The organism is Pseudonocardia endophytica, assembly GCF_004339565.1.
GTDB lineage: Bacteria > Actinomycetota > Actinomycetes > Mycobacteriales > Pseudonocardiaceae > Pseudonocardia > Pseudonocardia endophytica.
In genome coordinates this window covers 3,664,848-3,690,358 of sequence record NZ_SMFZ01000001.1, presented here as the reverse complement: position 1 = coordinate 3,690,358, position 25,511 = coordinate 3,664,848, and the positions used below count along the sequence as shown (strand labels likewise).

Below are 25,511 nucleotides of genomic sequence, written 5' to 3'. Positions count from 1 at the left end.
TCCCGCTGACCGAGAAGGCCCGAGGAGGAGTCGTGGCGAGATCGGCCGCGTCAGCAGGGCGCGCTCCGGTGCGTCCCGAGATCGCGATGTCCTGGCATCGGGCCCGCCTGAGCGGGGTCGGACCCGAGTCCGGGGCCAGGGTGACCGTCGTCGACGTCGACCGGTCCAGCAGGTTGGCCATCGCGGCGGCTCCGGTGCTCGACGATCTCGTTGCGCGTCTCGACGACCAGTCGCTCTGCCTGATGCTCGCCGACCGTGACTGCCGCGTGATCTTCCAGAGCGGGGATCGACGGCTGCGTGCCGTCCTGGAATCGGGCGGCGTGGTGGTGGGATCGGGGCTGGGTGAGGACGCGGTCGGCACCAACGCGCTCGGGACCGCCTACGAGCTCGGCCACGGCGTCTCGATCAACGGCGCCGAGCACTATCTGCACGCCTTCAAGTCGTTCAGCTGCTACGGCTGCCCGGTCCGGCACCCGCTCACGCGCCGGGTCGAAGGCATCCTCGACATCACCTCGACATCACGGACGGCGAATCCGTTGTTCGGGCCGCTGGTCGTGCGAGCCGCGCAGGACATCGAGCTGCGTCTGCTCGACGGGGCCCGCGAGGTCGAACGTCGCCTGTTCCTCGCCTTCCAGCACGCCACCCGGCAGCGGTCCTCGCCGATCGCGGTGCTGGGGGAGGACACCGTCCTCACCAACCGCAGCTGCCTCGAACGCCTCGGATCGGCCGATCCGTCCGTGCTGAACAGCCTCGCGCTCGAGGCTCGTTCTCTCGGTGACCTCACGAGCGAGGTGGACCTCGGAGCGATGGGGACCGTCGCGGCACGAGCCGAACGGATCGACGGAACGTCGGACGGGGTACTCGTGCACCTCGGGCCACGCCGTCCGTCCGTCGCGTCCACGGCACCGGCCGCAACGCCTGCCCTGCCGACGGGCCGCGACCTCCTCGTCGCGGGGGAGCCGGGCACCGGCCGTTCCACCGAGGCTGCCCGGCTCGCGGGCGGCGGCTCGACAGCGCATCTCGACGCAGCGGAGGCGCTGTCCGGCTCCAACCGGGCGTGGGCCGCCACGCTGCTCGGGATCACCCGTGGCGACACCGACACCGTCATCGTCGACGACGTCGACGTACTCGACGCGGCTCTCTGCACCGTTCTGGGTCGTGCGATGGGTACGGCTGAGGGACCGCGGTTCGTCCTGACGTCGGGCCCGACGTCCGAGCTGCCCTCTCACATCGGCCGGCTCGTCGCGCGCTGCTCGGACCGGGTCGAGCTGTCCCCGCTGCGGGATCGGCGCCACGATCTGAACGCGCTGTTCAAGGAGATGGCACGCCGTGCCGGCAACGGCCGGGAGCTGATACTGACGCCTGGCGCTCTGCAGGCACTCGGAGCTCAACCGTGGCCGGGCAACCTGGTCGAGCTCGCGAACCTCGTCCGGGAACTCGCCGAGCTGCCCACCCGACGGATCGAGGTCGGTGACCTGCCGGAGCGCTACCGGTCCACCGCTCGCCGGTCGGGCCGTGGTGCACGCGAACGGGCCGAGCGGGTCGCCATCCTGCACGCCCTGAAGGCGCACGGTGGGAACAAGCTCCGGGCCGCCCGGGAACTGGGCATCAGCCGGACCACGCTCTACCGGCGGATGAAGGCACTCGACGTGCCCGACGACGTCTGACCACTGTCCAGTTGTGGAACAGTCCGCACCGTTCCCGTGCGGCAGGGTCTGATCTCGCATCGTCGTCGGCGCGGACGCCGGGCGATGTTCCGACCCGACGTCGTGAAGGAGCGTTCAGTGAAGACCAAGGCCGCGGTCGTCTACGAGGTCGGCAAGCCGATCGAGATCGAGGAGCTCGACCTGGAGGGCCCGAAGGCCGGCGAGGTCCTGATCCGCTACACCCACGGTGGGCTGTGCCACTCCGACGTCCACATCGCTCACGGTGACCTCGAGGCGCGGCTGCCGATGGTGCTGGGCCACGAGGGCGCGGGCATCATCGAAGAGGTGGGCGAGGGAGTCACCCGCGTCAAGGCCGGCGACCACGTCGTCTGCTCGTTCATCCCGAACTGCGGCACCTGCCGGTGGTGTTCCACCGGTCAGCAGGCGATCTGCGACATGGGCGCGACGATCCTGGAGGGCTACCTGCCCGGTGAGCGGTTCCCGTTCTCCGGCCCCCAGGGCAAGTACGGCGCGATGTGCATGCTCGGCACGTTCAGCCAGTACGCGACGATCCACCAGAACTCCTGCGTGAAGGTCGACGACGACCTGCCCCTCGACAAGGCCGTCCTCGTCGGCTGCGGTGTACCGACCGGGTGGGGTTCCGCGGTGAACGCCGCCGACGTCTCGGCCGGCGAGACCGTCATCGTCGCGGGGGTCGGTGGCATCGGCATCAACGCCGTGCAGGGAGCGCGCTACGCCGGGGCGAAGAACCTGATCGCGATCGACCCGCTGCAGAACAAGCGCGAGAAGGCCATGGAGCTCGGGGCGACGCACGCCGTCGCCACGGCCGCCGAAGCCGGAGACCTCGCCCGGTCCATGACCAACGGCAACGGTGCGGACAAGACCATCGTCACCGCCGGCATCGTCACCGAAGAGATCGTCACTGATGCGTTCGACAACACAGGCAAGGGCGGCACCGTCGTTCTGACCGGTCTGAACAAGCTCTCGACGACGAACGTCCAGATCCCCGGATCGATCATGACCCTGTTCAAGAAGACCGTGAAGGGCAGCCTGTTCGGCGACTGCAACCCGACCGTCGACATCCCCAAGATCCTTGGTCTCTACCAGACCGGGGACCTCAAGCTCGACGAGATCATCACCAAGACCTACACGCTCGACCAGGTCAACGAGGGCTACGACGACCTGCTCAACGGCAAGAACGTCCGTGGCGTGATCGTGCACGACCACTCGTGACCATAGCTGTCCCCTCCGCCTGCCCGGACGTCCTCTCGTCCGGGCCGGCGGGTTCGTCGGAGGTCGTCGGAGGGTCCCGGGAGGTCGAGCTCCTCGTCGCCGCCCTCGACGCCGGGGCGCACGTGGTGCTCGAGCGCGGCTACGACCGCACCGCTCTCGTCGACGACGCGACCGCGGCCCACGAGCCGTGCTCCTGACGCTCATCCCCCCGCGAGTACCGGGACGATGTACCGGAGCGACAGGGCCTCGTACACCGCGCCGACGACGAACAGCACCATCGCGGGCAGGGCGAGCAGTCCCACCTGCCGCAACCCGAGCAGGTACCCCCTGCGACGGTCCGGAGCGCCGACGGCCGCGGGCCGTAGCCACGCCCTGCCCAGCAGGTAGGCGCCGAGCATGACCAGCACGTACGCCTGGATCTCGATCAGGATCGTCAGCGAGTGCGGGATCAGCACAGCCGCCGCGGTCCCGTTGACGGGCGCGAGGGTCAGCCCGAACCCGACAGCGTGGTACACGCCGACGGCGACGCCCGAGAAGGGCACCACCAACGACGGCAGCAGGATCGTCGGCAGGGCGACGGTCAGCACGTTGACGGCCAGGATCGTCAGCGCGAACAGCCACGGGTTCCGCAGCAGCGACACGACCAGGTCGGTCGTCCCGTCCCCGTCCATGCCGGCGACCCGGTCGGCGTTCAGGGACGGGAACGCGATCGCGGCCGCCATGCCGAGCAGCAGGGCCCCGTACATCAGGCCGCTCAGCGCGAGATGGGCGCGCAGATGCGTGCGGACGAGGCGAAGGGGCGCGCGCACGAACTGCGCCGGTGAGAATCGGGTGGTCGGCTGTGTCATGCCTCCGACGCTCGACCAGCCACCCGGTCGTCCGGATCGGCCGGCCGGCTCGACCCTGCGCGACCGAAGACGGAGTCAGACGACCCGGACATGCTCGCGGTTCCGATGATCCCGCGGGGACTCGCCGTGGAAGGCGCTGAACGCGGGGCTGAAGTTCGGGACGTGTGCGTAGCCGACCTGGCGCGCCACCCGGCTCGCGCCGGCCGGAGCGGTCCGGGTGACTCGGTCCGGGTCGAGAGCGTCCGGTTCCAGTACGACGCCGGCGGGCCGAGGGTCCTCGACGACGTCGACCTCACGGTCGGCACCGGTGAGCGGCTCGCCGTGGTCGGGGCGTCCGGCGCGGGCAAGACGACGCTGGCGGGTGTCGTCGCCGGCATTCACGAACCCGCCACCGGTTCGGTCGCCCGGCCCGAGCGCACCGCGGTCATCACGCAGGAGTCGCACGTGTTCGCCGGGACGCTGCGCGACAACCTCACCCTCGCCGCCCCGGACGCCACCGACGAGCAGATCAGGGACGCGCTCGAGACGACCGGGGCCGACGGGCTGGTCGAGCTGCTGCCCGACGGCCTGGACACCGACGTCGGCGCCCGCGGGACGGCCCTGACCCCGGCGCAGGCCCAGCAGGTCGCGCTGGCCCGCGTGGTGCTCGCCGACCCCGATCTGGCGATCCTCGACGAGGCCACCGCCGAGGCCGGGTCCACGCACGCCGAGCTGCTCGCCCGTGCCGCGGACGCCGTGCTGCGCGGGCGCACCGGATTGGTGATCGCGCACCGGCTCTCCCAGGCGGCGGCGTGCGACCGGATCGTCGTCATGGAGCGGGGCCGGATCGTCGAGAACGGATCGCACGACGAGCTCGTTGCCGCCGGCGGTCGTTACGCGCGGCTGTGGAACTCCTGGAACCGGGGAACCCGGACGTCGGCCGGGTGAGCGCGGTGGCGGGAGCGACCGGCGTCCCGGACGCCGTCACCGGGCACGGGTGGCCCGCCGACCGGCCCGGACCTGCCCGCGTCGGGCCCGAGCAGGTGCTCGACGAGCCGACGGGTGAGCGTGTCGTGGGCGAACCGGAACCCGAACTCCGCGACGGAGTGGAGCTCCCGGGCGACCAGCTCCCCGACCGGGCCGCTGTACAGCTCGGTCGCCCGCCTGCCGGCTTCGTGCAGTGCGAGCAGGCCGGCCGGGTCGGCGCGGTCGACGGGAGCCTGAGGCGGCGGCGGGGCGGTCTCGAACGGCAACGGACCTGTCCGGCGGGGAAAGCGCTCGGTGAAGCCCGCGACCGCTGGACGAGGATCGAACCCGTCCGATGAGTGCGCCATGTGTGCCTCCGTCTCCCGCTGGTGATCTCGGGAACGGAAACCCCGCCGCGACGTCGCGGGTTGCGGCGGCACCCGTCGGTCACCGCACCCGGACGTCCGGGCTCCTGGCCGGTCGGGACGCGGTCGACAGCAGTACCGCTCCGGCCAGTGCGGCGAGCCCGAACGCCACCGCCGCGACACCGAAGCCGGACGCGATCGCCTCGGCCGTGCCGGTGCGGCCGGGCAGTGCCGGGCCCACGCCGAGGACCACGCCGCCGATCACCGCGACACCGAGTGTCCCGCCGACCTGGCGGACGGTCTGGACCACACCGGACGCCTGGCTGCGCTCGTCGTCGGACACGCGGCCGAGGGCGTCGGTGTTGGTGGGGGACAGGGTGAGTCCGAGTCCGACCCCGACGAGCAGCATCCCGGGGAGCTGCAGGACGTAGCTCAGCGCAGGGAGCGCGGCCAGCCAGGCGACGACGCCGACCGTGCAGACGATCATCCCGGTCAGCACCGGTGACCGGACGCCCGACCGGTCGAACCACCGCCCGCCGACCTGGGCGGCCAGCGTGAGCGGCAGGATCAGCGGGAGCGCGGCGAGCCCCGCGGCCATCGGGCCGAAGCCGAGCAGCTCCTGCAGGTAGATCGAGCTGTAGAGCACGATCCCGAGCAGCCCGAACTGCACCAGGCCCATCACGACGGCGTCCCCGGTGAAGCCGCGGTCGGCGAACAGTCTCATGTGGATCAGCGGGTCGGCGGACCGGAGCTGGCGCACCACGAACCAGACGGACAGCCCGAGGCCCACGGCGAGCGGGACGAGCGCGACCCGCCCCCAGCCGGCGAGCTGCTGGACGCCGAGCGTGAGAAGCGCCAGGCCCGGGACGACCATGGCGACGTCGGGCACCGAGATCCGGGCGCCCGTGACCGGCCGGTTCTCCACCCGCGCGACGGCGACGAGGGCCAGCGTCGCGAGACCGACCGGGACGTTGAGCAGGAAGACCGCCCGCCACGTCACGTACTCGGTGAGCAGGCCGCCCACCAGCGGCCCGAGGGCCAGGAACACCTGGCTGATCCCGGCGTAGATCGCCATCACCCGGCCGCGCTCGTGCGCCGGGAACGCGGCCATCACGATCGTCGCCGACACCGGCATCATCAGTGCCGCACCGGCTCCCTGCAGGGCCCGGAACACCACGATCGACGTGCCGTCCCAGGCGAACGCGCAACCCGCGGACGCCAGGAAGAACAGCGACACCCCGATCCGGAACGCGCGCGGTCGGCCGAGCAGGTCGGCGGCCCGCCCCCCGAGTGCGACGAGCGCGGCGAGGGCCAGTACGTAGGCGTTCACCACCCACTGCTGGCCGTGCGGGGTCAGCGGCAGCTCGCGGGCCATCGTCGGCAGCGCGACCGACACGACGGTCTGGTCGAGCATGATCATGGACAGCGAGCCGGTCATCGCGACCAGGACGAGCCACCGGCGGGGGTCGGGAGCCGGCGCGGTCACCGGTCGGAGGCCGTCGTCGGGGCCTTGTCCCGGCCCTGGATCTTCCAGCGCAGCATCGCGACGGCGGCGGGCAGCAGAGCCAGTCCGCGCGGCATCCCGGCGACCGGTGCGGGGTCGGTGAGCGCGGGCCGCGACCACGGGCCGTCGACAGCGCCGGACTCCGGCCGCAGGCCGATCTCGCGGAGCTCGTTCGTCGCGACCATGGCCGTGAAGAACGGGCTCGGGTTCGCCCCGACCACGCCGAGGTCGGTGAGGGCCTGCGCGTAGCGGTCGGTGAACGCGCTCGGCACCACGGAGCCGGCCTCCTTGGTGAGCCCCAGCGCGGCCTCGTGCATGGCGGCGGCCTGGTCCAGTACGGAGTCCAGGTAGGACCGCGCCTCGTCGTCGCGGCGCACGGTGAACGTGTGCCCGTCGGTGAGGATCGTGGCCTCGCCCTCCTCGAGCATGGTCGCCGCGGCGCCGAGGGTCGTCTGGATCTTGAGCTGGTCGGAGTCCGGCATCGCGCCGCAGGGCCCGTTGGCCTCGTCGGCGAGGTGCAGGACGCCGTTGTCGCGCAGGCGGACGATCACGTGCCCGGCGCAGTGGCCCTGGCTGCGCAGCACCTGGACGCCGCCGTCGGCGAACGTCCAGCCGGTCAGCCGTGCGGACCCGATGCGGATCCGCTCCAGCGGCCGCTCCTCGTAGGTGCGGGTCACCGAGGCGAACGGGTGCAGCGGCTGGAACAGCGAGACGACCTTGTTCCCGGCCAGTGACGGCGGGGCGGGCAGCGCGACGACGCCCGCGATCGGGGTGAACGACCGCACCCAGTACGTCGCCGGGTCGAGCATCTGGTCGAGGTCGCGGGCCGGGACGTAGTGCTCGGTGGGTACGCCCAGCTCGTCGGCGATGTCGTTGTTGCCGACGTGGTCCGTGTGACCGTGGGTGGTCAGCACCAGCGCCCGCGACCAGTCGCCGACCCTGCGGGTCGCGGCCAGGAGCGCCGCGCGGAACGGCGCGGTCACGCCGGTGTCGACGACGACGAGCGTCTCGCCGACCCGGTGGACCAGGGCGTTCGCGACGTCCGGCTGGTCGTGGTCGACGTCGAGCTCCTGCCCCAGCACGAGGACGGTCCGGTCGTCGATCTCGATCGTGTCGCCGAGGGCGGTCATGAGGTCTCTCCTGTCGCACGGGTCCGGGCGGTGTCCTCGCCGCAGCCGAGCCGTTCGAGGCAGGCCAGGAGTTCGAGGGTCCCGGAGAAGGGATGGGTCACGGTGGACGCCGGGCGCCGGACGGTGCCCTGCAGACGGCCGTCCGTCTCGGTGACGTCGACGACGAGTTCCATGACTGCGAGCCTGCGCCGGAGCGGGCGGGCCGTCCCTGGGGAAACTCCCTAGTGGGGGACGGGGGTCAGGTCGCGGAGCGCGCGCCGGGAGCGGATCCCGAGCTTCGCGAACACGTTGCCGAGGTGGTACTCGACGGCCTTGTCGGTGACGTACAGCTCGGCGGCCACCTCCCGGTTCGTCATCCCGCGTGCGACGAGCGCGACCACCTCGCGTTCCCGTTCGGTCAGCTCTGCCGCGCCGCGCTGCACCGGCACCGACGGGCTCGCCGCGCGGATCCGGTCCAGGTCGCGCCGGACGCGGGCCTCGTAGGGCGCCGCGTGCCCGAACACGGCGAGCGCTGCCTCCAGCCGCTCCCGGGCGCTCGCCGGATCGCCTCGATCGAGCAACAGCCTCCCGTGCCGGTGCAGGAGCTTGCCGCGGTCGAGCAGTACGACCTCCGGGCCCAGCGCCTCGGTGGCCCGCTCGTAACCGGCGATCGCGCCCTCGACGTCGCCGCGGGCCTCGTCGAGCCGGGCACCCAGGCCGGTGACGACCGCGTGCAGGTCGATCGACCGCTCCTCGGCCGCGGTCCGCAGCCGGGCCAGCAGTTCCGCCGCGGTCGCCGTGTCGCCGACGTCGAGCGCGGCGTCGACGACCATCGGCCACCAGGTCAGAGCCGTGGACATGGGCACCGGCGCGGCGCCGGCGACCAGCCCGCCGAACACGGTGAGGATCTCCCGCGGGTCCTGCCTGGCGTCGGCGACGAGCGCGCGGGCGATCAGCGTGGTGAACGCGGCCTCCAGGCTGCCCAGTTGCCCGACCGCCTCGCCCGCGGCCCGCAGGTGTGCCTCGGCGGCGGTCCAGTCGCCGCGGACGCAGCCGGCCAGGCGGGCGTGGATGCCCTCGGTCTGCGCGCGCACCCAGACCAGGTCCTCCTCGTCGACGAGCCGGGACGCGAGCCGGGCGTGGATGGCGGCGGACGCCCAGTCCCCGGTGAGGATCTGCGCGTTCGCGAGCTGCAGGTGGGCGCGGGTGAGCCGGTCGCCCGCCATCGTCGGCGCGGCGTGCGAGAGCTGGATGGCCGCGGTCAGGTCGGCGACGGCACGGGCCGGCCGGGCGGCGAAGAACTCGAGCGTGCCCCTGGCCACGAGCAGGTCGGTGTCCGCCGGGTCGGCCACGACCGGAGGGAGCCGGGGCTCGAGCCGCGCGAGACCGGCGACCGCCCCGGATCGCATCTGCTCGCCGACCGCGAGCGCGATCCACGCCTCCCGCTCGTCCTCCGTGGTCAGGCCCGGCATGGCCAGCGCGCGTACGGCCGTGGCGACCGCCTCGTCGCCCCGGCCCGCGGTGTAGAGCAGGACGGCGAGCCGGACCGTCGCGGCGGTGACGATCCCGGGTGGCCCGCCGGGGGCGGCGGCCCGGCTCAGCGCGGCCTCGGCCGGACCGGCGTCCCCCGCCTCCCAGTCGAGCATGCCGAGGACGAGATCGCGGTGGGGACCGTCCGCGCAGGACTCGACCGCGGGCCGGTGTGCGGCGGCCTGCCGGTGACGCCCGGCCGCGACCAGCAGCGCGACCGCGTCGAGGAGGAGCCGTTCAGCACGCTCCCCTGTGGACACACCGGCCGCGGCGAGCAGCATCCGGGCTGCGGGAACGCGGCCGAGGCCGGTCGCGGCGATCTCGAGGTCAGCGCCCAGCGCGTCGTCGGGACCCTCGGCGGCCGCGACCCGGTGCATCAGCGATTCGCGTGCCCCGAGATGCCGGGCCGCGGCCCGGTGCCACGCCCGCCGCCGCGACGGCGCGAGGTCGTCCCACACCGCCACCCGGTGCAGCGGGTGGGCGAACGCGATCTCGTCGCCCGCGTCGCCGTCGCGCACCCTGGCCAGGCCGGAGGCCACGAGCGCGTCCGCGGCGTCCGGGGCGACCCCCGCGATCCGGGCCACGGTCGGCAACGGGATCGGGCGGGCGACCGTCGCGAGGGCGAGCGCCAGCTCCCGGGTGGGTGCTGGCAGCGCGGTCAGTGCGGCGAGCGTGGTCGCCGCCAGCGAACGGGGCGCTGGCAGGACACCGTCGCGACGGGTGAGCTGTTCCGGCGAGAGCTCGGTGAGCAGGGTCCGGACGTGCAGGGCGTGCCCCGCCGTGTGGGCGTGCAGCCGGGCGGCGGCGTCGGGGCCCAGACCGACGCCGTGCAGGGCACCCAGCTCGGCCACCTCCGCCCCGGTGAGCGCCCCGACGTCGACCCGTAGACAACGGCGGGCGTCGAGAGCGAAGCGGGCCCACCCGTCCGTTGCGCCGGGCCGGCTGGTCACGACGACGAGAACCCGGTCACCGGCCAGTCGTCGGACCGCACCCAGCAGGGCCGTCCGCGAGTCCGGGTCGGCCCAGTGCAGGTCCTCGACGACGACGGCGAGCGGTCCCCGGTCCTGCGCCGCGGACCAGCCGCGCAGGAGCTCCGACGCGGCGTGCCCGGCCGAGCCGGAGCCCCCCGCCCCGAGCTGTGCGGCGAGCGCCAGCGGCTCCTCGACGTCGAGCTCGTCCGCCTCGGCCCTGAGCACCCCGAACCCGTCGGGCAGGTCGCCGACCACGGCGTCGACCAGAGCGGACTTCCCGGCTCCGGCCTCGCCCTCCACCCAGACGACGGCAGGGTGCCCGTCGACGACGTCACGTGCGCGCCCGACGATCGCCGCCCGTTCGGCACCACGTCCGGCCAACGGCGGCCCGGGACGAGGACCGCTCGGACGGATCCACGGCTCGACCACGTCGTACCCCCTGCTCTGCAGGACGACTCGCGCGCCGGGTGGAGCCCGTTACGTCCGGATCGGTCTCGCGGTCACGCGCGGAGCGACCGCACGGCCGCGTGGATCTTCCCGGCCACCGCGTCCGGTGCGGACGAGTCGAACTTGCCGTCCAGATGCAGGAACGCCATGCCGTGGACGAGCGCCCAGAGTGTCGTCGCCATGGAGTCCGTGTCGGAGTCCGGCAGCGCCTGTCGGACGATCCGGTGCAGGTACTCGTTGATCGCCGTCGTGGCCGCGACGCGTTCCGGGCTGGTCGGGTCGCACGGCTCGGCGAACATCACCCGGAACAGCGCGGGGTGGTCCAGGGCGAAGCGGACGTACGCGATCCCGATGTCGGCGAGATCCTCCGGCGTCGACGGCGACGGCTGCGCGGCGGCGAGCGTTGCGGCGAGCTCGAGGTAGCCCTCCGCGGCGACGCCGGACAGCAACGCCTCGCGGTCGGCGAAGTGGCGGTAGGGCGCGGTGGCCGACACCCCCGCTCGCCGGGCCACCGCCCGCAACGACAGCTCGGAGTTGCCGCCCTCCTCCAGGAGCTCCCGCGCGGCCGTCAGGCAGGCCTCGCGCAGGTTGCCGTGGTGGTACCGGGTGCTCGGCTGCGGCACGGGTCACCTACTCCAATGTTTACAGTGCTCGCATCGAGCGCTAATGTGTGCAGTGTTCACATCATGTTAGGAGGGAATCCGGTGACCAGCAACCTGTTCGTGCCGCTGCACCTGCCGTCCGGGTCGGTGCTGCCCAACCGCATCGCGAAGGCGGCGATGGAGGAGAACATGGCCGGCCACGGGCAGCTGCCGGACCGGCGGCTGGTCGAGCTGTACCGGCGGTGGGGGACCGGCGGAGCCGGACTGCTGATCACCGGGAACGTCATGGTCGACGCCGAGGCGCTGACCGGTCCGGCCGGAGTCGTGCTCGACGACGCCGCCCCCGTGGAGCCGTTCGCCGAGTGGGCCATGGCGGGCAGGGCCGGTGGTGCCGCGATGTGGATGCAGATCAACCACCCCGGCCGTCAGGTCGAGGCGGACATGCCGGGTGTGGTGTGGGGCCCGTCGGCGGTCGGTGTCGACCTGGGCAGGCAGAGCAGCCGGTTCGGCACACCGGTCGCGATGACCGCGGAGCAGATCGCCGACACGGTCGCACGGTTCGCCGTCACCGCCGGGCGCGCCGAGCTGGCCGGGTTCGACGGCGTCGAGATCCACGCCGCGCACGGTTACCTGCTGTCGCAGTTCCTCTCGCCGCTCGCCAACCGTCGCACCGACGAGTGGGGCGGCAGCCTGGAGAACCGCGCCCGCCTGCTGCTCGACGTCGTCCGTGCCGTGCGTGCCGCCGTCTCGCCGACGTTCGCCGTCGCGGTGAAGCTCAACTCCGCCGATTTCCAGCGCGGCGGGTTCGAGGCCGACGACGCCCGCCGGGTGATCGCGTGGCTCGAGCCGCTGGGCGTCGACCTCGTCGAGCTCTCCGGCGGCAGCTACGAGAGTCCGGCCATGACCGGACGCCCGGCCGACGACCGCACCCGTGCCCGGGAGGCCTACTTCCTCGACCTGGCGACCGACCTCGTCGCGACGAGCCCGCTGCCCCTGATGCTCACCGGCGGTGTCACCCGCCGCGAGGCCGCCGACGAGGCACTGGCGGAGGGCGTCGCCGTCGTCGGGATGGGCACGGCGCTGGCCGTCACCCCTGACCTGCCGGACCGCTGGCGCGACGGCCGACCCACCGCCGCGCCGATGCGGCCCGTGACCTGGTCGAACAAGGCGCTCGCCTCCGCCGCTGGCATGGCCCGCGTCCGGGTCCGACTGCGCCGTCTCGCCCGGGGCGCCCGCCCGGCGCCGCACCTCCCGGCGGCACTCGCACTCGTCGCGGAACAGGTCCGCCGCCGCGCGGCGCTGCGCCGCTACCGGGCCTGGCTGCCTGTCCGCACCGCCACGCGCACCGTGAAGGAGAACGCACGATGACCTCGGTGCTGTTCGTCGTCACCGCGGCCGACCGCTGGACGCTCAAGGACGGCACGGTCCATCCGTCCGGTTACTGGGGCGAGGAGCTCGCGATGCCCCACAAGATCTTCACGGCGGCCGGGTGGGACATCACCGTCGCGACACCGGGTGGCGTGGCGCCCACGCTCGACGAGCTCAGCATGGGGCGCACGGCCGGTCGTCCCGCGAAGATCCGGGAGATCGCGGACTATCTGGACTCCATCCGGTCCCGGTTGGACAGTCCGGTCGTGCTTGCCGACGTCGACGAGTCCGCGTTCGACGTCGTGTTCTACCCGGGCGGGCACGGCCCGATGGAGGACCTCGCGTACGACCCGGTCTCCGGAGCCCTGCTGACCCGGCGAGTGACGTCGGGCCGTCCGCTGGCCCTGCTGTGCCACTCCCCGGCGGCGGCGCTGGCCGCTCGCGCCGACGACGGTTCCTGGCCGTTCGCCGGCTACCGGATGACCGGGCTGTCCAACGCCGAGGAACGCCTGAACACGTTCGGGTGGAAGGCGCCCTGGTATCTCGAGGACCGGCTCAAGGAGAACGGCGCCGACTATTCCAAGGCACTTCTGCCGCTGCGCCCGCACGTGGTCGTGGACCGCAATCTCTACACCGGACAGAACCCGTTCTCGTCGGAACGGCTGGCGGAACGCATCGTCGCGGACGTCGAGGGTGGAGCGTCCTGACGGTCCATTCGGACAATTCCGCGGCACCGATTACTTCCGGCCGGTGGACCCGTCATTGCCCCTGGGATCACGACCGCGATCCGGGACGGCGAGTGAGGGGCACGGGAATGAGTGGCAACAGGGTGTTGATCGCCGGGGCGAGCATCGCGGGCCCCGCGCTGGCCCACTGGCTGCAGCGGCGGGGTGCCGAGGTGACCGTGGTCGAGCGGGCCCCCGAGCTGCGTCCGGGGGGCCAGGCGGTGGACGCGCGCGGGGTGGCCAAGGAGGTCATCCGGCGGATGGGGCTGGACGCGCAGATCCGTGCGGCCTGCACCGACACCGCGGGCGCGTACACGGTGGACGTCGACGGGAACGTGCTGGAGACCTACAGCGCCTCCGACGACGGCGGCGACGGGTACATCGCGGAGATCGAGATCCTGCGCGGGAACATGTCCCGGGTGCTCTACGACGACACCCGCGACGGCGTCGAGTACGTCTTCGGCGACCGGATCGCCGAGCTCACCCAGGACGCCGACGGCGTCGACGTCACGTTCGCGAGCGGCGACGAGCGACGGTTCGACCTGGTGATCGGCGCGGACGGGCTGCACTCCCCGCTGCGGGCGATGGTCGTCGGCGACCACGAGAAGTTCGTCCACCACCTGGGGCTGGTGCTGGCGTTCTACACCGTGCCCAACGAGTTCGGGCTGGACCGCTGGCTGATCGACTACCAGGAGGCGGGCCGCTCGGCAGGCCTGCGGCCCGTCGGGGACAGCAGCCGGGCGATCGCGATGCTGTCGTTCTCGGCGGCCGACTTCGACGTCGACCACCGGGACGTCGACGCACAGAAGCGCCTGCTGCGCGAGCGGATGGACGGCTTCGGGTGGGAGACCCCGCGGATACTGGCGCACCTCGACGACGCCCCGGACTTCTACCTCGACCAGGTCGCTCAGGTGGTGATGGACCGCTGGTCGAGCGGCCGCGTGGGGCTGATCGGGGACGCGGCGTGCTGCGCGTCGCCGATGTCCGGTCAGGGCACCGGGATCGCCCTGGTCGGCGCGTACCTGCTGGCCGGCGAACTGGCCGCCGCCGGGTGGGACCCGGAGGTCGGGTTCGCGCGCTACGAGGAGCGGATGCGCCCGTTCGTCGAGGCCAACCAGGAGATCGGACGGCTGCACGTCAGCAGTCTCGCGGCCCCCGACCCGGACGCGCCGCCGCCGCAGGAGCCGGACATGGACGCGATCATGGCGCTGGCCGAGCGCGCGATCAACGGGATCGAGCTTCCCGACTTCGACGGGGTGCCGGACGCCCGTTGACAGCGCCTCCGCCATGGATCACCGCCGGACCGCGACGACCCGTCGTCAGGTCCCGTCGGGCCGCCCGTCCGCCGTCGGGCGCTCGTTCGGCACCTGCAGTCCGGCTCGTCGAGCCACGCGGCATTCGTCGTCGACGTCCACCTCTACTCTCTTCGGGTGGTCCAGTCCCAGTTGCGGAGCCGGGCGCTCCCCGCCGTTGCCTGGGCCGGTCCCGGGCTCCTCGTCGGTGCCGGTCTGCTGCTGTTCGGCCCCGCCGGGCTGGACGACTCGTACATCACGTTCGGTGTGGTGGACCGCCTGCTCGCGACCGGGGCGATCGAGAACTACAACGGCGACCCGGTCGAGCAGTCGTCGAGCCTGCTGCACGTGCTCGTGCTGGCCGTGGTCACGCTCGCGACGTCGCTGCCGGTGCCGATCGTCGGGCTGCTCGTCGGCGTGCTGTTCGGGGCGGCGACGACCGTGCTCGCCGCCGTGCTCGCGGAGCGGTTGCAGCGGGGGGCAGCCGCACCGGCCGCGCTGATCGTCGGGACCGGGGCCTATCTCGTCCACTGGTCGTTCGGTGGGCTGGAGACGTCGCTGGCCGCGTTCGTGCTGCTCCTGGCCGCCGCCGTCACGGTGCGCGTCCTGGAACGGGGGACCGGGTCCGGCGTGCTGGTGGCGTTCACCGCGGTCGCGCTGGCCCAGACGCTCGTCCGGCCCGAGGCCGGGTTCGTGCTGATCGCCGGCCTGGTCGGTGCCGGCGTTCTCCTGCGGCGGTATCCGGACGCGGTCCGCAGGCTGGCGGTGTTGGTCGCCGTGGCGGCCGCCGTCGGCATCGCGGTCGCGCTGGTCCGGTGGGGCTACACCGGTCACCCGGTCCCGCAGCCGGTCGTCGCGAAGACCGGTGCGCCGGTCGCCGACACGGTCCTGCGCGGGCTGACCTACTTCGACCGTTGGCTGCTCCGCCCGGTCACGGTGGTCGTCATCGTCGTGGCACTGGCCGGGGCGTTCCTGCACCGGGGCCGCCGACCGGCCGTCGAGACGGTGCTGTGGGCGTTCGCCGCGGCCGGCGTCGCGGCAGCGGTGTTCTCCGGCGGGGACCTGATGATGGCCGGCCGGTTCTTCGTCCCGTCGGTCGCCGTGATCGGGCTGCTCGCCGGCGTCGGGTTCGTGCGTGCCGCCGAGCGGTACGGCCGTCGGGTCGCGGTCGGGCTCGCGGCGGTGCTGGTCGGTGCCCAGGTGATCGGGCTGGGCCAGACGATGCTCCAGGACTCGGCGGGCCAGCCGGCATGGGCGCCCGATCTCGTCGTGCCGGGGACGCCAGCCGGCTTCAGCCCGCCGTGGGTGGAGCGCCGCAACCGGGTGCACCTGCGTGACGCGGCGTTCCTGCCCGCGGTGTCCGCCGAGATCGACCGGTTGCGCGCGAAGCTCGGTCGCCCGGTGCTCGTCGGCGGCGGGCAGGCCGGGATGGTGATGCGGTACCTCGAGCTCGACGACCCCGACCGGCAGCGCTACATCGACACGAACCGGCTCGCCGACGACACCCTCGCCCCCTGCGACGCGCTGACCGCGCACAGCCCGATCGGCGCCCACCTGTCCTACCGGGACTGGATGGCCTCGCCGACGCGGTGCGGCGCACCGGAACCGGACCTGATCTTCGACCTCCGCCCGGTCCGCGACCAGCTGCTCTCGACCGGCCGCTACGTCCTCGTGCACGAGCAGGCCGACCCGACGCTCCCGCCGGGGGCGGCCGTCGTTCCCGGCACCGAGCGCGTCACGGGACAGTTCGTCGCCGTCCGCGCCGACCTGTTCGACGGCGAGCAGACCGGCTGAGCTTGTGCGGGGCCGGTCCCGCGCAGCAGAGTGCTCCTGATCACGACGGGAGGCTGCTGCGATGGATGATCTCGACGAGCTGTGGGCCGCGCTGGACCGGATCGCCGCGACCCCGCACCTGGTCGTCGCCTGCGGTTTCGACGGCGGACTGGCGCCCGATCTCGGTGACCCCGCGAACGCGCGGGCCGAGCAGCAGTCGTCGGAGGCGCTCAACGTGCTGCTCGCGCTGCCGAGGACGACGGTGGCCGTCGTGTCGCGTCGCGACCCGGACGAGGTCGCCGAGCTGATGTTGCTGTCCGGCTCGAAGGGCGGTCTTCGTCACATCCCGCCGGAGGACGTGGCGAAGCTGCGCGACGAGGTCGGGGCCGACGTGGCGGTCGTCGTCGGCGCGGGCGACGAGGCTCCGCGCGATCTCCGACCCGGTGACCTCGCGATCACCGTGCTCACGGACTCCGACGACGGCGCCGACGAACCGGGGCCCGGCTTCGTCGTCGACGACACCGAACGCGTCGGGGAGGTCCTCGAGGAGCTCGCGCGCCTCCGTCGGGACACCTGAGGGCTCCGCACGCGTGATGACCGATCGGGTGAAAGTGGTAACGGTCCTGCGCTGATCACGACAAGGAGGGCATGACCGCAACACCCATTGCGCCCGCCCGCGCCCCGCGTCCCGGGCTGCCGTCCCCGCGGACGGCGACGACGGCGTGGTCCGTCGTCACCGGAGCGTCCAGCGGCATCGGCGCCGAGTTCGCCCGCGAGCTGGGGCGCCGCGGTCACCACGTGCTGATGGCCGGGCGCTCCCGCGACGGGCTGGGTGAGGTCGCCGCCGACGTCGCGGCGTCCGAGACCGTGGCAGGCGACCTGACCGATCCCGCCGATCTCGCCGCGCTGGAGCGGTCGCTGGCCGGACGCGACGTCGAGCTGCTGGTGGCCAACGCGGGCTCCGGCGGGCTCGGAGTGCTGTCCGACCTGGACGTCCCGACGATCGACGACACGATCGCCGTGAACCTCACCGCCGTCATCCGGCTGTGCCGGGCCGTGCTGCCCGGCATGCTCGAACGCGGTCGCGGCGCGATCGTGCTGGTCTCCAGCTCGGCCGCCGCGCAGCCGGCGCCGGGCAACCCGGTCTACTCCGCGACGAAGGCGGCCGTGGAGAACTTCGCCCGATCGCTGCGCGCCGACGTCCGCTCGCGCGGCATCAGCGTGACCTGCGTGCGGCCCGGCTACATCCGCACCGCGTTCCACGCCCGGCACAACGAGGACCTGAGGCACGTCCCGGAGCGGCTGTGGGGCACGCCGCACGACGTCGTCGAGGCGACGCTCCGGGCGCAGCGCGCCGGGAGGGCGTTCGTCACCGTTCCGGCCCCGCGGCTCGCCAGCCGCCTGTACGCGGCCACGGCGCCGCTGCGCCGCCGCTGACTCACGTTCCTGCGCGGTAGGTGCGGACCCCGCCGACGAGGTCCACCACCGGCTCGTAGCCGAGATCCCGGCGCGCCGCGGTGGTGTCCAGCGCGCCCGGCCATCCGGCCGCGGCGACGGGGTCCGCTGGGTCCAGATCCGCGGTCGCGCGCGGGTCGACGGCCTGCACCGCCGCGACGACCTCGGCCGCGGTGACCGGCGGTCCGCCCGCGACGTTGTAGGCGCCCACGGCGTCCGCGCAGCGGACGGCGGCGACGACGGACCGGGCCGCGTCGTCGACGTGGACGTACTGGTGCGGGGCGTCGGCGGGCACCGGCCACCGGGTTCGACGACCGGCGGCCGCGTCGGTCAGCAGGTCGCGGATCGCGCACCCGGTCGTGCGCCGCGGGCCGTACACGGCGACCAGCCGCAGCGACGCCGTGGACAGCCCGTGCGTGTGCCGGTAGGCCTCGACGAGGTGCTCACCCGCGGCCTTCGTCGCCCCGTAGACGTCGGTGGGGTGCAGCGGCGTGTCCTCCTGGACCGGCCCGGATCCGGTGCTGCCGTACGCGGCGATCGACGAGCAGTAGACGAACCGCGTGACGCCGTGTCGTCGCGCGGCCTCCAGCAGCGCGGCGGTGCCGTCCACATTGGTGCGGACCACCGTCGCCGGGTCGTCCGGCGCGACCATCGGGCCCGATACTCCTCCACAGTGGACGACCGTGTGCGGCCGGGCGGACGAGAACACCTCGTCCAGCCGGGCCGGGTCGGTCAGGTCGCAGGCGATCTGCGCCACGCCGTCGGCGGAGCGGGCATGCACGTCGACGGGGGCGACGGCCACCTCGTCGATCTCCAGCAACCGCCGGACCGCGTGACCGACGAGACCGGCGGAGCCGGTGATCAGGACCGTGCCGTCGTTCATGACGACGAAGCTACGACGGGCGGCGACCGGGCGTCACGCCGTAGGATCGCCTCCGCACGGAGTGCGGCGTCGGAACGCTCCGTGCGCCACCGGAGGTGGCGACTCGTGGCGCACTCGTCGAAGGTGCGCAGGAGTCGTTGATGACCACGTGGTTCGAGGGCCTCAGTCTGCCCGTCGGTGACGTCGCGAAGTCGATCTCGTTCTACGAGTCGCTGGGATTCGTCCAGGAGATCCGCAACGGCGGGTTCGCGCTGATGCGATTCGGCGCGGGCACGGTGGGTCTGCTTCAGGCCGGTGGGGCCGCCGACCGCCTCGGTCCCGCGGCGTCGCTCGTCCAGGTCGAGCTCGGGACGGACGACCTCGACGGGCTGTACGCCGACCTCGTCGCGAAGGGGATCGAGGTGCGGGTCCCGCCGCGGGACCGTGGCTTCGAGCGGTCGATGCAGCTGCGCGACCCGGACGGCTTCACCGTCGAGTTCGCCGAGGGCGAGCGCGGGCACAACGCCACGGGCTGAGCGGGATCTGGGCCGGATGTTCTCCAGGTCCTCCAGCAGGCTCGGGTGCGTCGGCTTCCAACCGAGCGCGTCGCGGGTGTGCGCGCTCGACGACGGCTGGTCGGCGGCGAAGATCGGCCCGAACGGGCCGAACGTCTCCTCGGGGACCGGCTCGACCGGCAGGCCCAGCCGCCTGCCGACGACGGCGGCGATGTCACGGACGGCGTCGCCCTCGTCGGCGACGGCGTGCCAGGCCGTCCCGGCGGGCGCCGACTCGAGCGCGAGGCGGAACAGGACGGCGGCGTCGCGCGCGTGCACGGCGGGCCAGCGCTGGGTGCCGTCACCCGGGTAGCCGGCCACCCCTGACCGGCGTGCCGCCTCGGTGAGCAGCCCGGCGAACCCGCCGCGGCCCTCGTCGTGGACCGAGCGCGGCATCCGCACCGCCGTGCTGCGCACGCCGCGGGACGCCATGTCCAGCAGCGCGTTCACCGATCGGCTCCGGCCACCGACCGGTCCGTCCGTCGACAGCGGGTCGTCCTCCGTGGACGGACGGCCCGGGATCCACGGCGTGCCCGAGACGGCGACGAGAGGCCGGTCGCTCCCGACGAGCTCGTCGGACAGGGCGGCGAGCGCGGCGCTCTCCTCGGCGATCCCGGCGGCCAGCGCCTCGGGGCTGCCGTAGTCACGGCCGAACGCGAGGCTGACCACCCCGTCGGACCGCGCGGCGCCGGACCGCAGAACGTCCACGTCGGACAGATCCCCGCGCAGGGGCTCGGCGCCCGCGGTCTCGATGGTCCGTGCCGAGTCGGCGGACCGGGCCAGCGCGAGGACGGTGTGGCCGTGGTCGAGCAGCTCGGCGACGACGGCGGTGCCGATGGTGCCGGTCCCCCCGGTGACGAAGACGTGCATGACGTGCTCCCTGATGCGATGAGACTTTGTCTCGTCACCGTAGCACCATGACGAGACCAGGTCTCGTCACTAGGATGGGACGCGTGGGTCGATGGGAGCCGAACGCGCGCCTGCGGCTGGTGCGCGCCGCGATCGACCTGTACGGCGAGCAGGGCTACGACACGACGACCGTCGCGCAGATCGCCGAACGGGCCGGGCTGACGAAGGCCACGTTCTTCCGGCACTTTCCGGACAAGCGGGAGGTGCTGTTCGCCGGCCAGCAGGAGCACAGCGCGCTGCTCGCCGAGGGTGTCGCGGGCGCGCCGGCGGACGCCTCGCCGATCGAGATGGTGGCCGGAGGCCTGACCGTGCTCGCCGCGTCGTTCACGCCGGAGCAGCACGCGTTCGGGCACCTCCTGGGCGTGGCCGTCGCGGGCAGTGCCGAGCTGCGGGAGCGGGACGCCTCGAAGACCGCGGGTCTCGTGGCGGCCGTGACCGACGCGCTCGTCGCCCGCGGTGTGCCGGACGCGACCGCCCGGGTGGCGGGCGAGCTGGGGGTGCTCGCGTTCAAGCAGGCCTTCGCCCGCTGGTCCGACGACGAGCGTGGCGACGCCGACTCGCTCGCCCGGCACGCGACGTCCGCACTGGACGAGCTGCGGACGGCGGCCGCCTCGCTCGGGTGACGTCCGGGTGGGACGGAGAACCGACGCTTGAGTGTGCCGCGACGGCACGGTGTGTCCTGGTGTCATGACCCGCTACAGCGTCGAAGACCTGTTCGCCCCGCCGGAGCGCACCGCCGCGACGATCTCGCCGGACGGCACCCGGATCGCGTACCTCGCTCCGTGGCGCAACCGCCTGAACGTCTGGATCGAGGACCTGGACGGCGGCGCAGAGCCGCGCTGCGTGACCGCCGACGAGACCCGGACCGTGCAGCGGTTCGAGTGGGCCGGACCGGACCGCGTGCTCTACCTGCAGGACACCGGCGGCGACGAGAACAACCACGTCTTCCGCGTCGACCTGGCCTCCGGCGCGATCGACGACCTCACCCCGTTCGACGGCGCGCGCGTGCTCGGCATCGAGCAGCCGCGCGACCGGCCGGGCACGGCCGAGGTCCAGCTCAACGCCCGCGACCACGCGCTGTTCGACCTCTACGAGATCGACGTCGCGAGCGGGGAGCTCACGATGCTGGCCGAGAACCCCGGCCACGCCGGCTGGATGCGCGGCCCCGGCGACGAGCTGTTCGTCAGCTCCGCCACCGAGGCGGGCGACACCGTGCTGTCCCGATGGAACGACGGCGACCCGCAGCCGGTCACGACGTTCCTCGGCGACGACTTCCCGGTGGGCATCAGCCCGTTCGAGCTCACGCCGGACCGGACGGCGATCTGGGCGCCGTCCTACCGCGGCACCGACCGCACCCACCTCGTCCGGATCGACCTGGCCACCGGCGAGGAGACGCTCGTCGACAGCCACCCGACGCTGGACATCGACACGCGCTCCCTGGTGTTCCCGGCGCTCCCGTCCGCGCTGATCCAGGACCGGCGCACCGGTGCGCTGCTCGGCGTGCGCTACCTCGGTGAGCGGCAGGTGATCCACGCGCTGGACCCGGACTTCGCCGACGTGCTGAAGAACCTGGAGGGCCTCTCCGACGGCGACCTGGCGCGGATCAGCTCCGACGAGTCCGGCCGGCGGTGGGTCGTCTCGTTCACCCACGACCGCGACCCCGCGGTGACCTGGTTCTACGACCACGCCACCGGCGAGCGGCGACTGCTGTTCCGCCCGTTCCCGCACCTGGACCCCGAGGCGCTCGCCCCGATGCGGCCGGTGACGATCACGGCGCGGGACGGGCTGACGCTGCCGTCGTTCCTGACCCTCCCGGTCGGCGTCGAGCCGCGCGGGCTGCCACTCGTGCTGGCCGTCCACGGTGGACCGTGGACGCGCGACGCCTGGGAGTACGCCACCGGGGTACAGCTGCTGGCCAACCGCGGGTACGCCGTGCTGCAGGTGAACTTCCGCGGCTCGGTCGGCTTCGGCAGGGCGCACACGCGGGCGGGGATCGGCGAGCTCGCCGGTGCGATGCACACCGACCTGCTCGACGGCGTCGACTGGGCCGTGGAGCAGGGCTACGCCGACCCGGACCGGGTCGCGATCGTCGGCGCCTCCTACGGCGGGTACGCCGCGCTCGTCGGGGCGACGTTCACGCCGGACCGCTTCGCCGCCGTCGTCGACGTGGTGGGGATCTCCGACCTGGAGAACTTCATGCGCACGCAACCGGACTTCGTGCGGCCCTATCTGGCGCCGAACTGGTACCGCTACGTCGGGGACCCGGCCGACCCGGAGCAGCTGGCCGACATGCGGGCCCGCTCGCCGATCACCAGGGTGGACCGGATCACCGCCCCGCTGTTCGTGGCGCAGGGCGCCAACGACGCCCGGGTGGTGAAGGCCGAGTCGGACCGGATCGTCGAGTCGCTGCGGGCGCGCGGGGTGGACGTCGACTACATGGTCCGCGACGACGAGGGCCACGGCTTCGTCAACCCGGAGAACGTGATCGCGCTGTGGGAGCGGATCGACGCGTTCCTGGCCGAGCACCTGGCCTGAGCTACCCGAGCAGCGCGCCCTCGAACGGGAACCGGGACAGGATCTCCGTCCCGGTCTCCGTGACCAGGACCTGCTCCTCGAGCTTGACGCCCTCGGCCCCGCCGTCGCGTCCGATGTAGCTCTCCACGCAGACGACCATGCCCGGCAGGATCTCGCCGTCGTAGCCCGCGCTCGGGAAGTCGCCGTGGTGGTAGAGGTACGGGTACTCGCCGGTCATCCCGCAGCCGTGCGCGGACAGGTAGTAGCGGTTCGCGTAGAACGCGTCGGGGATGTCCCACGCCTCGCGGGCGTAGTCGCGGAAGCCCATGTGCGGGCGCAGGATCCCGATGTTGTGCTGCACCTGCTCGTGGGCGACCCGGTAGAGCTCCCGCTGCTCCGACGTCGGGCTCCCGGGTCCGGAGTGGAACGTCCGGGAGAAGTCCGAGTAGTAGCCGTGGCAGCCGACGACGTCGGTGTCGAGCGCGACGAGCTCGTCCGCCCCGATGCGGTTGTCGCCGGTCTCCTGGAACCAGGGATTCGTACGACGACCGGCGTTCAGCAGCCGGGTCTCGATGTAGTCGCCGTTCTGCGCGATCACCGACGCGTGCAGCACCGACCAGAGCTCGGCCTCGGTGAGCCCGGGGCGCAGGGCTTCCCGCAGTGCGGCGACACCGTTCTCGGTGGCCCGCAGCGACGCCCGGACGCACCGCAGCTCCTCGGTGGACTTGACCGCCCTGGCGAGCTCGACGGCGTGCTGGGCGTCGACGATCCGGAACCCGCGTTCGTGGAGCGCGATCGCGGCGCCCGCGTTGAGCCGCTCGAGCCCGACCGTGGCGCCGGCCCCGACCAGCCTGGTGATCTCCGCGGCCGTCTGCTCGGCCCAGGCCCGCTCCCGGTCGGCGATGCCGGGCCCTGCGGCGACGAAGCTGGCCGTCGTCGCCGGGCGGATCTCGTCGATCGTCTCCAGGCCCTCGGCGAGGTGCAGGCAGCCGGTGAACTCGTGCAGGATCGAGCGGTCCCGGGTGAGCAGCAGGTACCGGGCCGGCTCGTTGCGCATGGAGAAGACCTGCATGTTCCGCGCGCCGGTGGCGTAGCGGATGGTGACCGGGTCGGACACGACGAGCGCGTCGACGTCCAGCGCCTCCATCTGCGCGCGGACCCGGCCGAGGCGGTAGCCGCGCACGGCCGCGAGGTCGATGCCGTCGTCGGTCGGCTCGCGGTCGAGGCGCGCGAGACCGTCCATGTCGGCGCGTTCCGCGTGCCAGTCCAGTCCGGTCATCGGGTCCGTCCTTCCGTCGTCGGCCCCGCGGTCGTGCCCGGCTGATCAGAACGGGTAACGCGCGATCGTGCTCTGCGCCGTGACCCACTGGGTCTCGGTGTAGGCGTCCAGGTTGGCCTGGATGCCGCCGGTCCGCGACCCGTTGCCGGAGAAGCCGAGTCCGCCGAACGGGGCCACGCTCTCGTCGGCGACGGTCTGGTCGTTGATGTGCACCGCGCCGGACGGGATCCGCTCGGACAGCTCCAGCGCGCGCAGCCCGTCGCGCGCGAGGATCCCGAGCGACAGGCCGTACTCGCTGTCCGCGGCCAGCGCGATCGCCTCGTCCTCGGTGGAGTACGGGATCACCGGAGCGACCGGCCCGAACACCTCCTCGGCCCACGCCGGAGCCTGCGGGGTGATTCCGGAGAGCACGGTCGGCCGGTAGAACAGGTCCTCGTACGTGCCGCCGGCGTCGACACGGGCGCCCGCCGCGACCGACGCGGTCACCAGCTCGTGGACGTGGTCGCGCTGGACGGCGTCGATGATCGGGCCGAGCGCGACGGTGCCGGACGCCGGATCGCCGACCGGCAGCTTCCGGGCGTGCTCGGCGAGAGCGGCCACGTAGTCGTCGGCGATCGCGGCGTCGACGACGTGCCGTCCGGTCGTCATGCAGATCTGGCCCTGGTGCATGAACGAGCCGAACGCTCCGGCCGAGGCCGCCTCCTCGACGTCGACATCGCCCATGACGACGAGCGCCGAGTTCCCGCCCAGCTCCAGGTGCGCGCGGGTCAGGTGCTGCGCGGCCAGCGCGCCGACGGCCCGGCCCGCGCGCGTCGAGCCGGTGAACGCGACCACCCGCACCCGCGGGTCGGCGATCACCGCCTCGCCGCAGTCCGCGCCGCCCGGCAGCATCGCGAGCACGCCGGCCGGCAGACCGGCCTCCTCGAACACGCGCGCCACGCTCACGCCGCCGCAGACCGCCGTGCGCGGGTCCGGCTTGAGCACGACGGCGTTGCCGAGCGCGAGGGCGGGCGCGACCGCCCGGATGGACAGGATCAGCGGGAAGTTGAACGGCGCGATCACGCCGACCACGCCGGCCGGGCGGCGGCGCGCGAAGCTCAGCCGGGGCTGCTCGGTCCGCAGGATCTCGCCCGTCGGGTGCGACGCCAGCGCGGCCGCCTCGTAGCACTCCTCGGCCGCGATGTGCGTCTCCAGCTGGGCCTTCGGACCGATGCCACCGGATTCGCGGACGATCCAGCCCTGGATCTCCTCGGCGTGCTCCTCGAACAGGGCGCCCGCCCGTCGCAGCACCGCGGCGCGCCGCGAGTACGGCAGGGCCGCCCACTCGCCCTGGGCCTCGGCCGCCTGCTCGCACGCCGCGGTGACGTCCGACGGGTCGGCGACGCCGACCCGGCCGAGCTCGCCGCCGGTGGCCGGCTCCACGACGGTCCGTTCGCCGCCGTGGCCCGCCGTCCACTCGCGACGCAGCAGCTTCCCGGCCCAGACGCTCTCGTCCAGCAGTCCCATGCACCGATCTCAGCGCGAACTGCGGAGCCGCGCAAGGGAGGCGATCCGCATCT

23 protein-coding genes and 1 pseudogene are annotated in these 25,511 nt (G+C 73.3%); 13 read left to right on the top strand and 11 right to left on the bottom strand.

Annotated features, from left to right (window positions below; all coding sequences use genetic code 11):
- The first annotated feature begins 32 nt into the window (after nucleotides 1–32).
- The 3 genes from EV378_RS17120 to EV378_RS17110 all read left to right on the top strand — a co-directional run bounded on the left by EV378_RS17120 (nucleotide 33) and on the right by EV378_RS17110 (nucleotide 3,097).
- On the top strand, nucleotides 33–1,667 hold the full coding sequence (locus EV378_RS17120; protein WP_132426537.1) for a sigma-54-dependent Fis family transcriptional regulator: 1,635 nt from the start codon (nucleotides 33–35) through the stop codon (nucleotides 1,665–1,667).
- A 117-nt stretch (nucleotides 1,668–1,784) separates the two neighbouring features.
- Complete coding sequence (locus EV378_RS17115; protein ID WP_132428035.1) at nucleotides 1,785–2,900, top strand: NDMA-dependent alcohol dehydrogenase; 1,116 nt, start codon at nucleotides 1,785–1,787, stop codon at nucleotides 2,898–2,900.
- Nucleotides 2,897–3,097, top strand: a complete 201-nt coding sequence (locus tag EV378_RS17110) for a hypothetical protein (protein ID WP_132426534.1) — start codon at nucleotides 2,897–2,899, stop codon at nucleotides 3,095–3,097. Before EV378_RS17115 ends, EV378_RS17110 begins: the two co-directional genes overlap by 4 nt.
- Nucleotides 3,098–3,100: 3 nt before the next feature.
- On the opposite strand, the gene EV378_RS17105 is transcribed toward EV378_RS17110, so the two are convergent.
- A complete protein-coding gene (locus tag EV378_RS17105; protein ID WP_132426531.1) occupies nucleotides 3,101–3,748 on the bottom strand; it encodes a stage II sporulation protein M in 648 nt (215 codons plus the stop codon).
- 162 nt (nucleotides 3,749–3,910) lie between these two features.
- Between EV378_RS17105 and EV378_RS17100 the strand changes: the two genes are divergently transcribed.
- Nucleotides 3,911–4,675 carry an ATP-binding cassette domain-containing protein gene (locus tag EV378_RS17100; RefSeq protein ID WP_341540429.1) on the top strand — a complete coding sequence of 255 codons (765 nt, stop codon included), beginning with the start codon at nucleotides 3,911–3,913 and terminating at the stop codon, nucleotides 4,673–4,675.
- Here EV378_RS17100 and EV378_RS17095 read toward each other — a convergent pair.
- The 6 genes from EV378_RS17095 to EV378_RS17075 all read right to left on the bottom strand — a co-directional run bounded on the left by EV378_RS17095 (nucleotide 4,621) and on the right by EV378_RS17075 (nucleotide 11,242).
- The gene (locus EV378_RS17095) at nucleotides 4,621–5,061 is read right to left on the bottom strand and encodes a hypothetical protein (protein WP_132426525.1); all 441 of its coding nucleotides are present in this window, start codon (nucleotides 5,059–5,061) and stop codon (nucleotides 4,621–4,623) included. The genes EV378_RS17100 and EV378_RS17095 overlap by 55 nt on opposite strands.
- A 79-nt stretch (nucleotides 5,062–5,140) precedes the next feature.
- Nucleotides 5,141–6,544 (bottom strand): MFS transporter, encoded by a 1,404-nt coding sequence (locus EV378_RS17090; protein WP_132426522.1) that lies wholly within the window; start codon nucleotides 6,542–6,544, stop codon nucleotides 5,141–5,143.
- Nucleotides 6,541–7,692 carry an MBL fold metallo-hydrolase gene (locus EV378_RS17085; RefSeq protein WP_132426519.1) on the bottom strand — a complete coding sequence of 384 codons (1,152 nt, stop codon included), beginning with the start codon at nucleotides 7,690–7,692 and terminating at the stop codon, nucleotides 6,541–6,543. Before EV378_RS17085 ends, EV378_RS17090 begins: the two co-directional genes overlap by 4 nt.
- Nucleotides 7,689–7,865 (bottom strand): hypothetical protein, encoded by a 177-nt coding sequence (locus tag EV378_RS35380; RefSeq protein WP_165922317.1) that lies wholly within the window; start codon nucleotides 7,863–7,865, stop codon nucleotides 7,689–7,691. Before EV378_RS35380 ends, EV378_RS17085 begins: the two co-directional genes overlap by 4 nt.
- 48 nt (nucleotides 7,866–7,913) lie before the next feature.
- A complete protein-coding gene (locus EV378_RS17080) occupies nucleotides 7,914–10,553 on the bottom strand; it encodes a LuxR C-terminal-related transcriptional regulator (protein ID WP_132426516.1) in 2,640 nt (879 codons plus the stop codon).
- A 119-nt stretch (nucleotides 10,554–10,672) separates the two neighbouring features.
- The gene (locus EV378_RS17075) at nucleotides 10,673–11,242 is read right to left on the bottom strand and encodes a TetR/AcrR family transcriptional regulator (protein ID WP_132426513.1); all 570 of its coding nucleotides are present in this window, start codon (nucleotides 11,240–11,242) and stop codon (nucleotides 10,673–10,675) included.
- An 81-nt stretch (nucleotides 11,243–11,323) separates the two neighbouring features.
- On the opposite strand from EV378_RS17075, the gene EV378_RS17070 reads away from it, so the two are divergent.
- From EV378_RS17070 to EV378_RS17045, 6 genes are all read left to right on the top strand, one after another.
- Nucleotides 11,324–12,589 (top strand): NADH:flavin oxidoreductase/NADH oxidase family protein, encoded by a 1,266-nt coding sequence (locus EV378_RS17070; RefSeq protein WP_132426510.1) that lies wholly within the window; start codon nucleotides 11,324–11,326, stop codon nucleotides 12,587–12,589.
- On the top strand, nucleotides 12,586–13,296 hold the full coding sequence (locus EV378_RS17065) for a type 1 glutamine amidotransferase domain-containing protein (protein WP_132426507.1): 711 nt from the start codon (nucleotides 12,586–12,588) through the stop codon (nucleotides 13,294–13,296). Before EV378_RS17070 ends, EV378_RS17065 begins: the two co-directional genes overlap by 4 nt.
- 107 nt (nucleotides 13,297–13,403) lie before the next feature.
- A complete protein-coding gene (locus EV378_RS17060) occupies nucleotides 13,404–14,588 on the top strand; it encodes an FAD-dependent monooxygenase (protein ID WP_165922316.1) in 1,185 nt (394 codons plus the stop codon).
- A gap of 156 nt (nucleotides 14,589–14,744) precedes the next feature.
- Complete coding sequence (locus EV378_RS17055) at nucleotides 14,745–16,400, top strand: hypothetical protein (protein ID WP_132426504.1); 1,656 nt, start codon at nucleotides 14,745–14,747, stop codon at nucleotides 16,398–16,400.
- 61 nt (nucleotides 16,401–16,461) lie between these two features.
- Complete coding sequence (locus tag EV378_RS17050; protein ID WP_132426501.1) at nucleotides 16,462–16,956, top strand: HAD family hydrolase; 495 nt, start codon at nucleotides 16,462–16,464, stop codon at nucleotides 16,954–16,956.
- 71 nt (nucleotides 16,957–17,027) lie between these two features.
- Complete coding sequence (locus EV378_RS17045) at nucleotides 17,028–17,816, top strand: SDR family NAD(P)-dependent oxidoreductase (protein WP_132426498.1); 789 nt, start codon at nucleotides 17,028–17,030, stop codon at nucleotides 17,814–17,816.
- A gap of 1 nt (nucleotide 17,817) precedes the next feature.
- Here EV378_RS17045 and EV378_RS17040 read toward each other — a convergent pair whose 3' ends face one another.
- Nucleotides 17,818–18,717: an NAD-dependent epimerase/dehydratase family protein gene (locus EV378_RS17040; protein ID WP_132426495.1), complete on the bottom strand. Its 900-nt coding sequence runs from the start codon at nucleotides 18,715–18,717 to the stop codon at nucleotides 17,818–17,820.
- A 140-nt stretch (nucleotides 18,718–18,857) separates the two neighbouring features.
- Between EV378_RS17040 and EV378_RS37080 the strand changes: the two genes are divergently transcribed.
- A complete protein-coding gene (locus tag EV378_RS37080) occupies nucleotides 18,858–19,232 on the top strand; it encodes a VOC family protein (protein ID WP_132428031.1) in 375 nt (124 codons plus the stop codon).
- A gap of 9 nt (nucleotides 19,233–19,241) precedes the next feature.
- Here EV378_RS37080 and EV378_RS17030 read toward each other — a convergent pair.
- Nucleotides 19,242–20,120, bottom strand: a pseudogene (locus EV378_RS17030) (NAD-dependent epimerase/dehydratase family protein); the annotation flags it as partial.
- A gap of 83 nt (nucleotides 20,121–20,203) precedes the next feature.
- Between EV378_RS17030 and EV378_RS17025 the strand changes: the two are divergent.
- Together EV378_RS17025 and EV378_RS17020 are read left to right on the top strand one after the other, a co-directional pair.
- Nucleotides 20,204–20,782 carry a TetR/AcrR family transcriptional regulator gene (locus tag EV378_RS17025; RefSeq protein WP_132426493.1) on the top strand — a complete coding sequence of 193 codons (579 nt, stop codon included), beginning with the start codon at nucleotides 20,204–20,206 and terminating at the stop codon, nucleotides 20,780–20,782.
- A gap of 64 nt (nucleotides 20,783–20,846) precedes the next feature.
- Nucleotides 20,847–22,694 (top strand): S9 family peptidase, encoded by a 1,848-nt coding sequence (locus tag EV378_RS17020; RefSeq protein ID WP_132426490.1) that lies wholly within the window; start codon nucleotides 20,847–20,849, stop codon nucleotides 22,692–22,694.
- Nucleotide 22,695: 1 nt separating this feature from the next.
- Here the strand turns inward: EV378_RS17020 and EV378_RS17015 are convergent, their stop codons facing one another.
- Both EV378_RS17015 and EV378_RS17010 read right to left on the bottom strand, forming a co-directional pair.
- A complete protein-coding gene (locus EV378_RS17015) occupies nucleotides 22,696–23,952 on the bottom strand; it encodes a M24 family metallopeptidase (protein WP_132426487.1) in 1,257 nt (418 codons plus the stop codon).
- A gap of 45 nt (nucleotides 23,953–23,997) precedes the next feature.
- Nucleotides 23,998–25,458 (bottom strand): benzaldehyde dehydrogenase, encoded by a 1,461-nt coding sequence (locus EV378_RS17010; protein ID WP_132426484.1) that lies wholly within the window; start codon nucleotides 25,456–25,458, stop codon nucleotides 23,998–24,000.
- Nucleotides 25,459–25,511 lie beyond the last annotated feature (53 nt).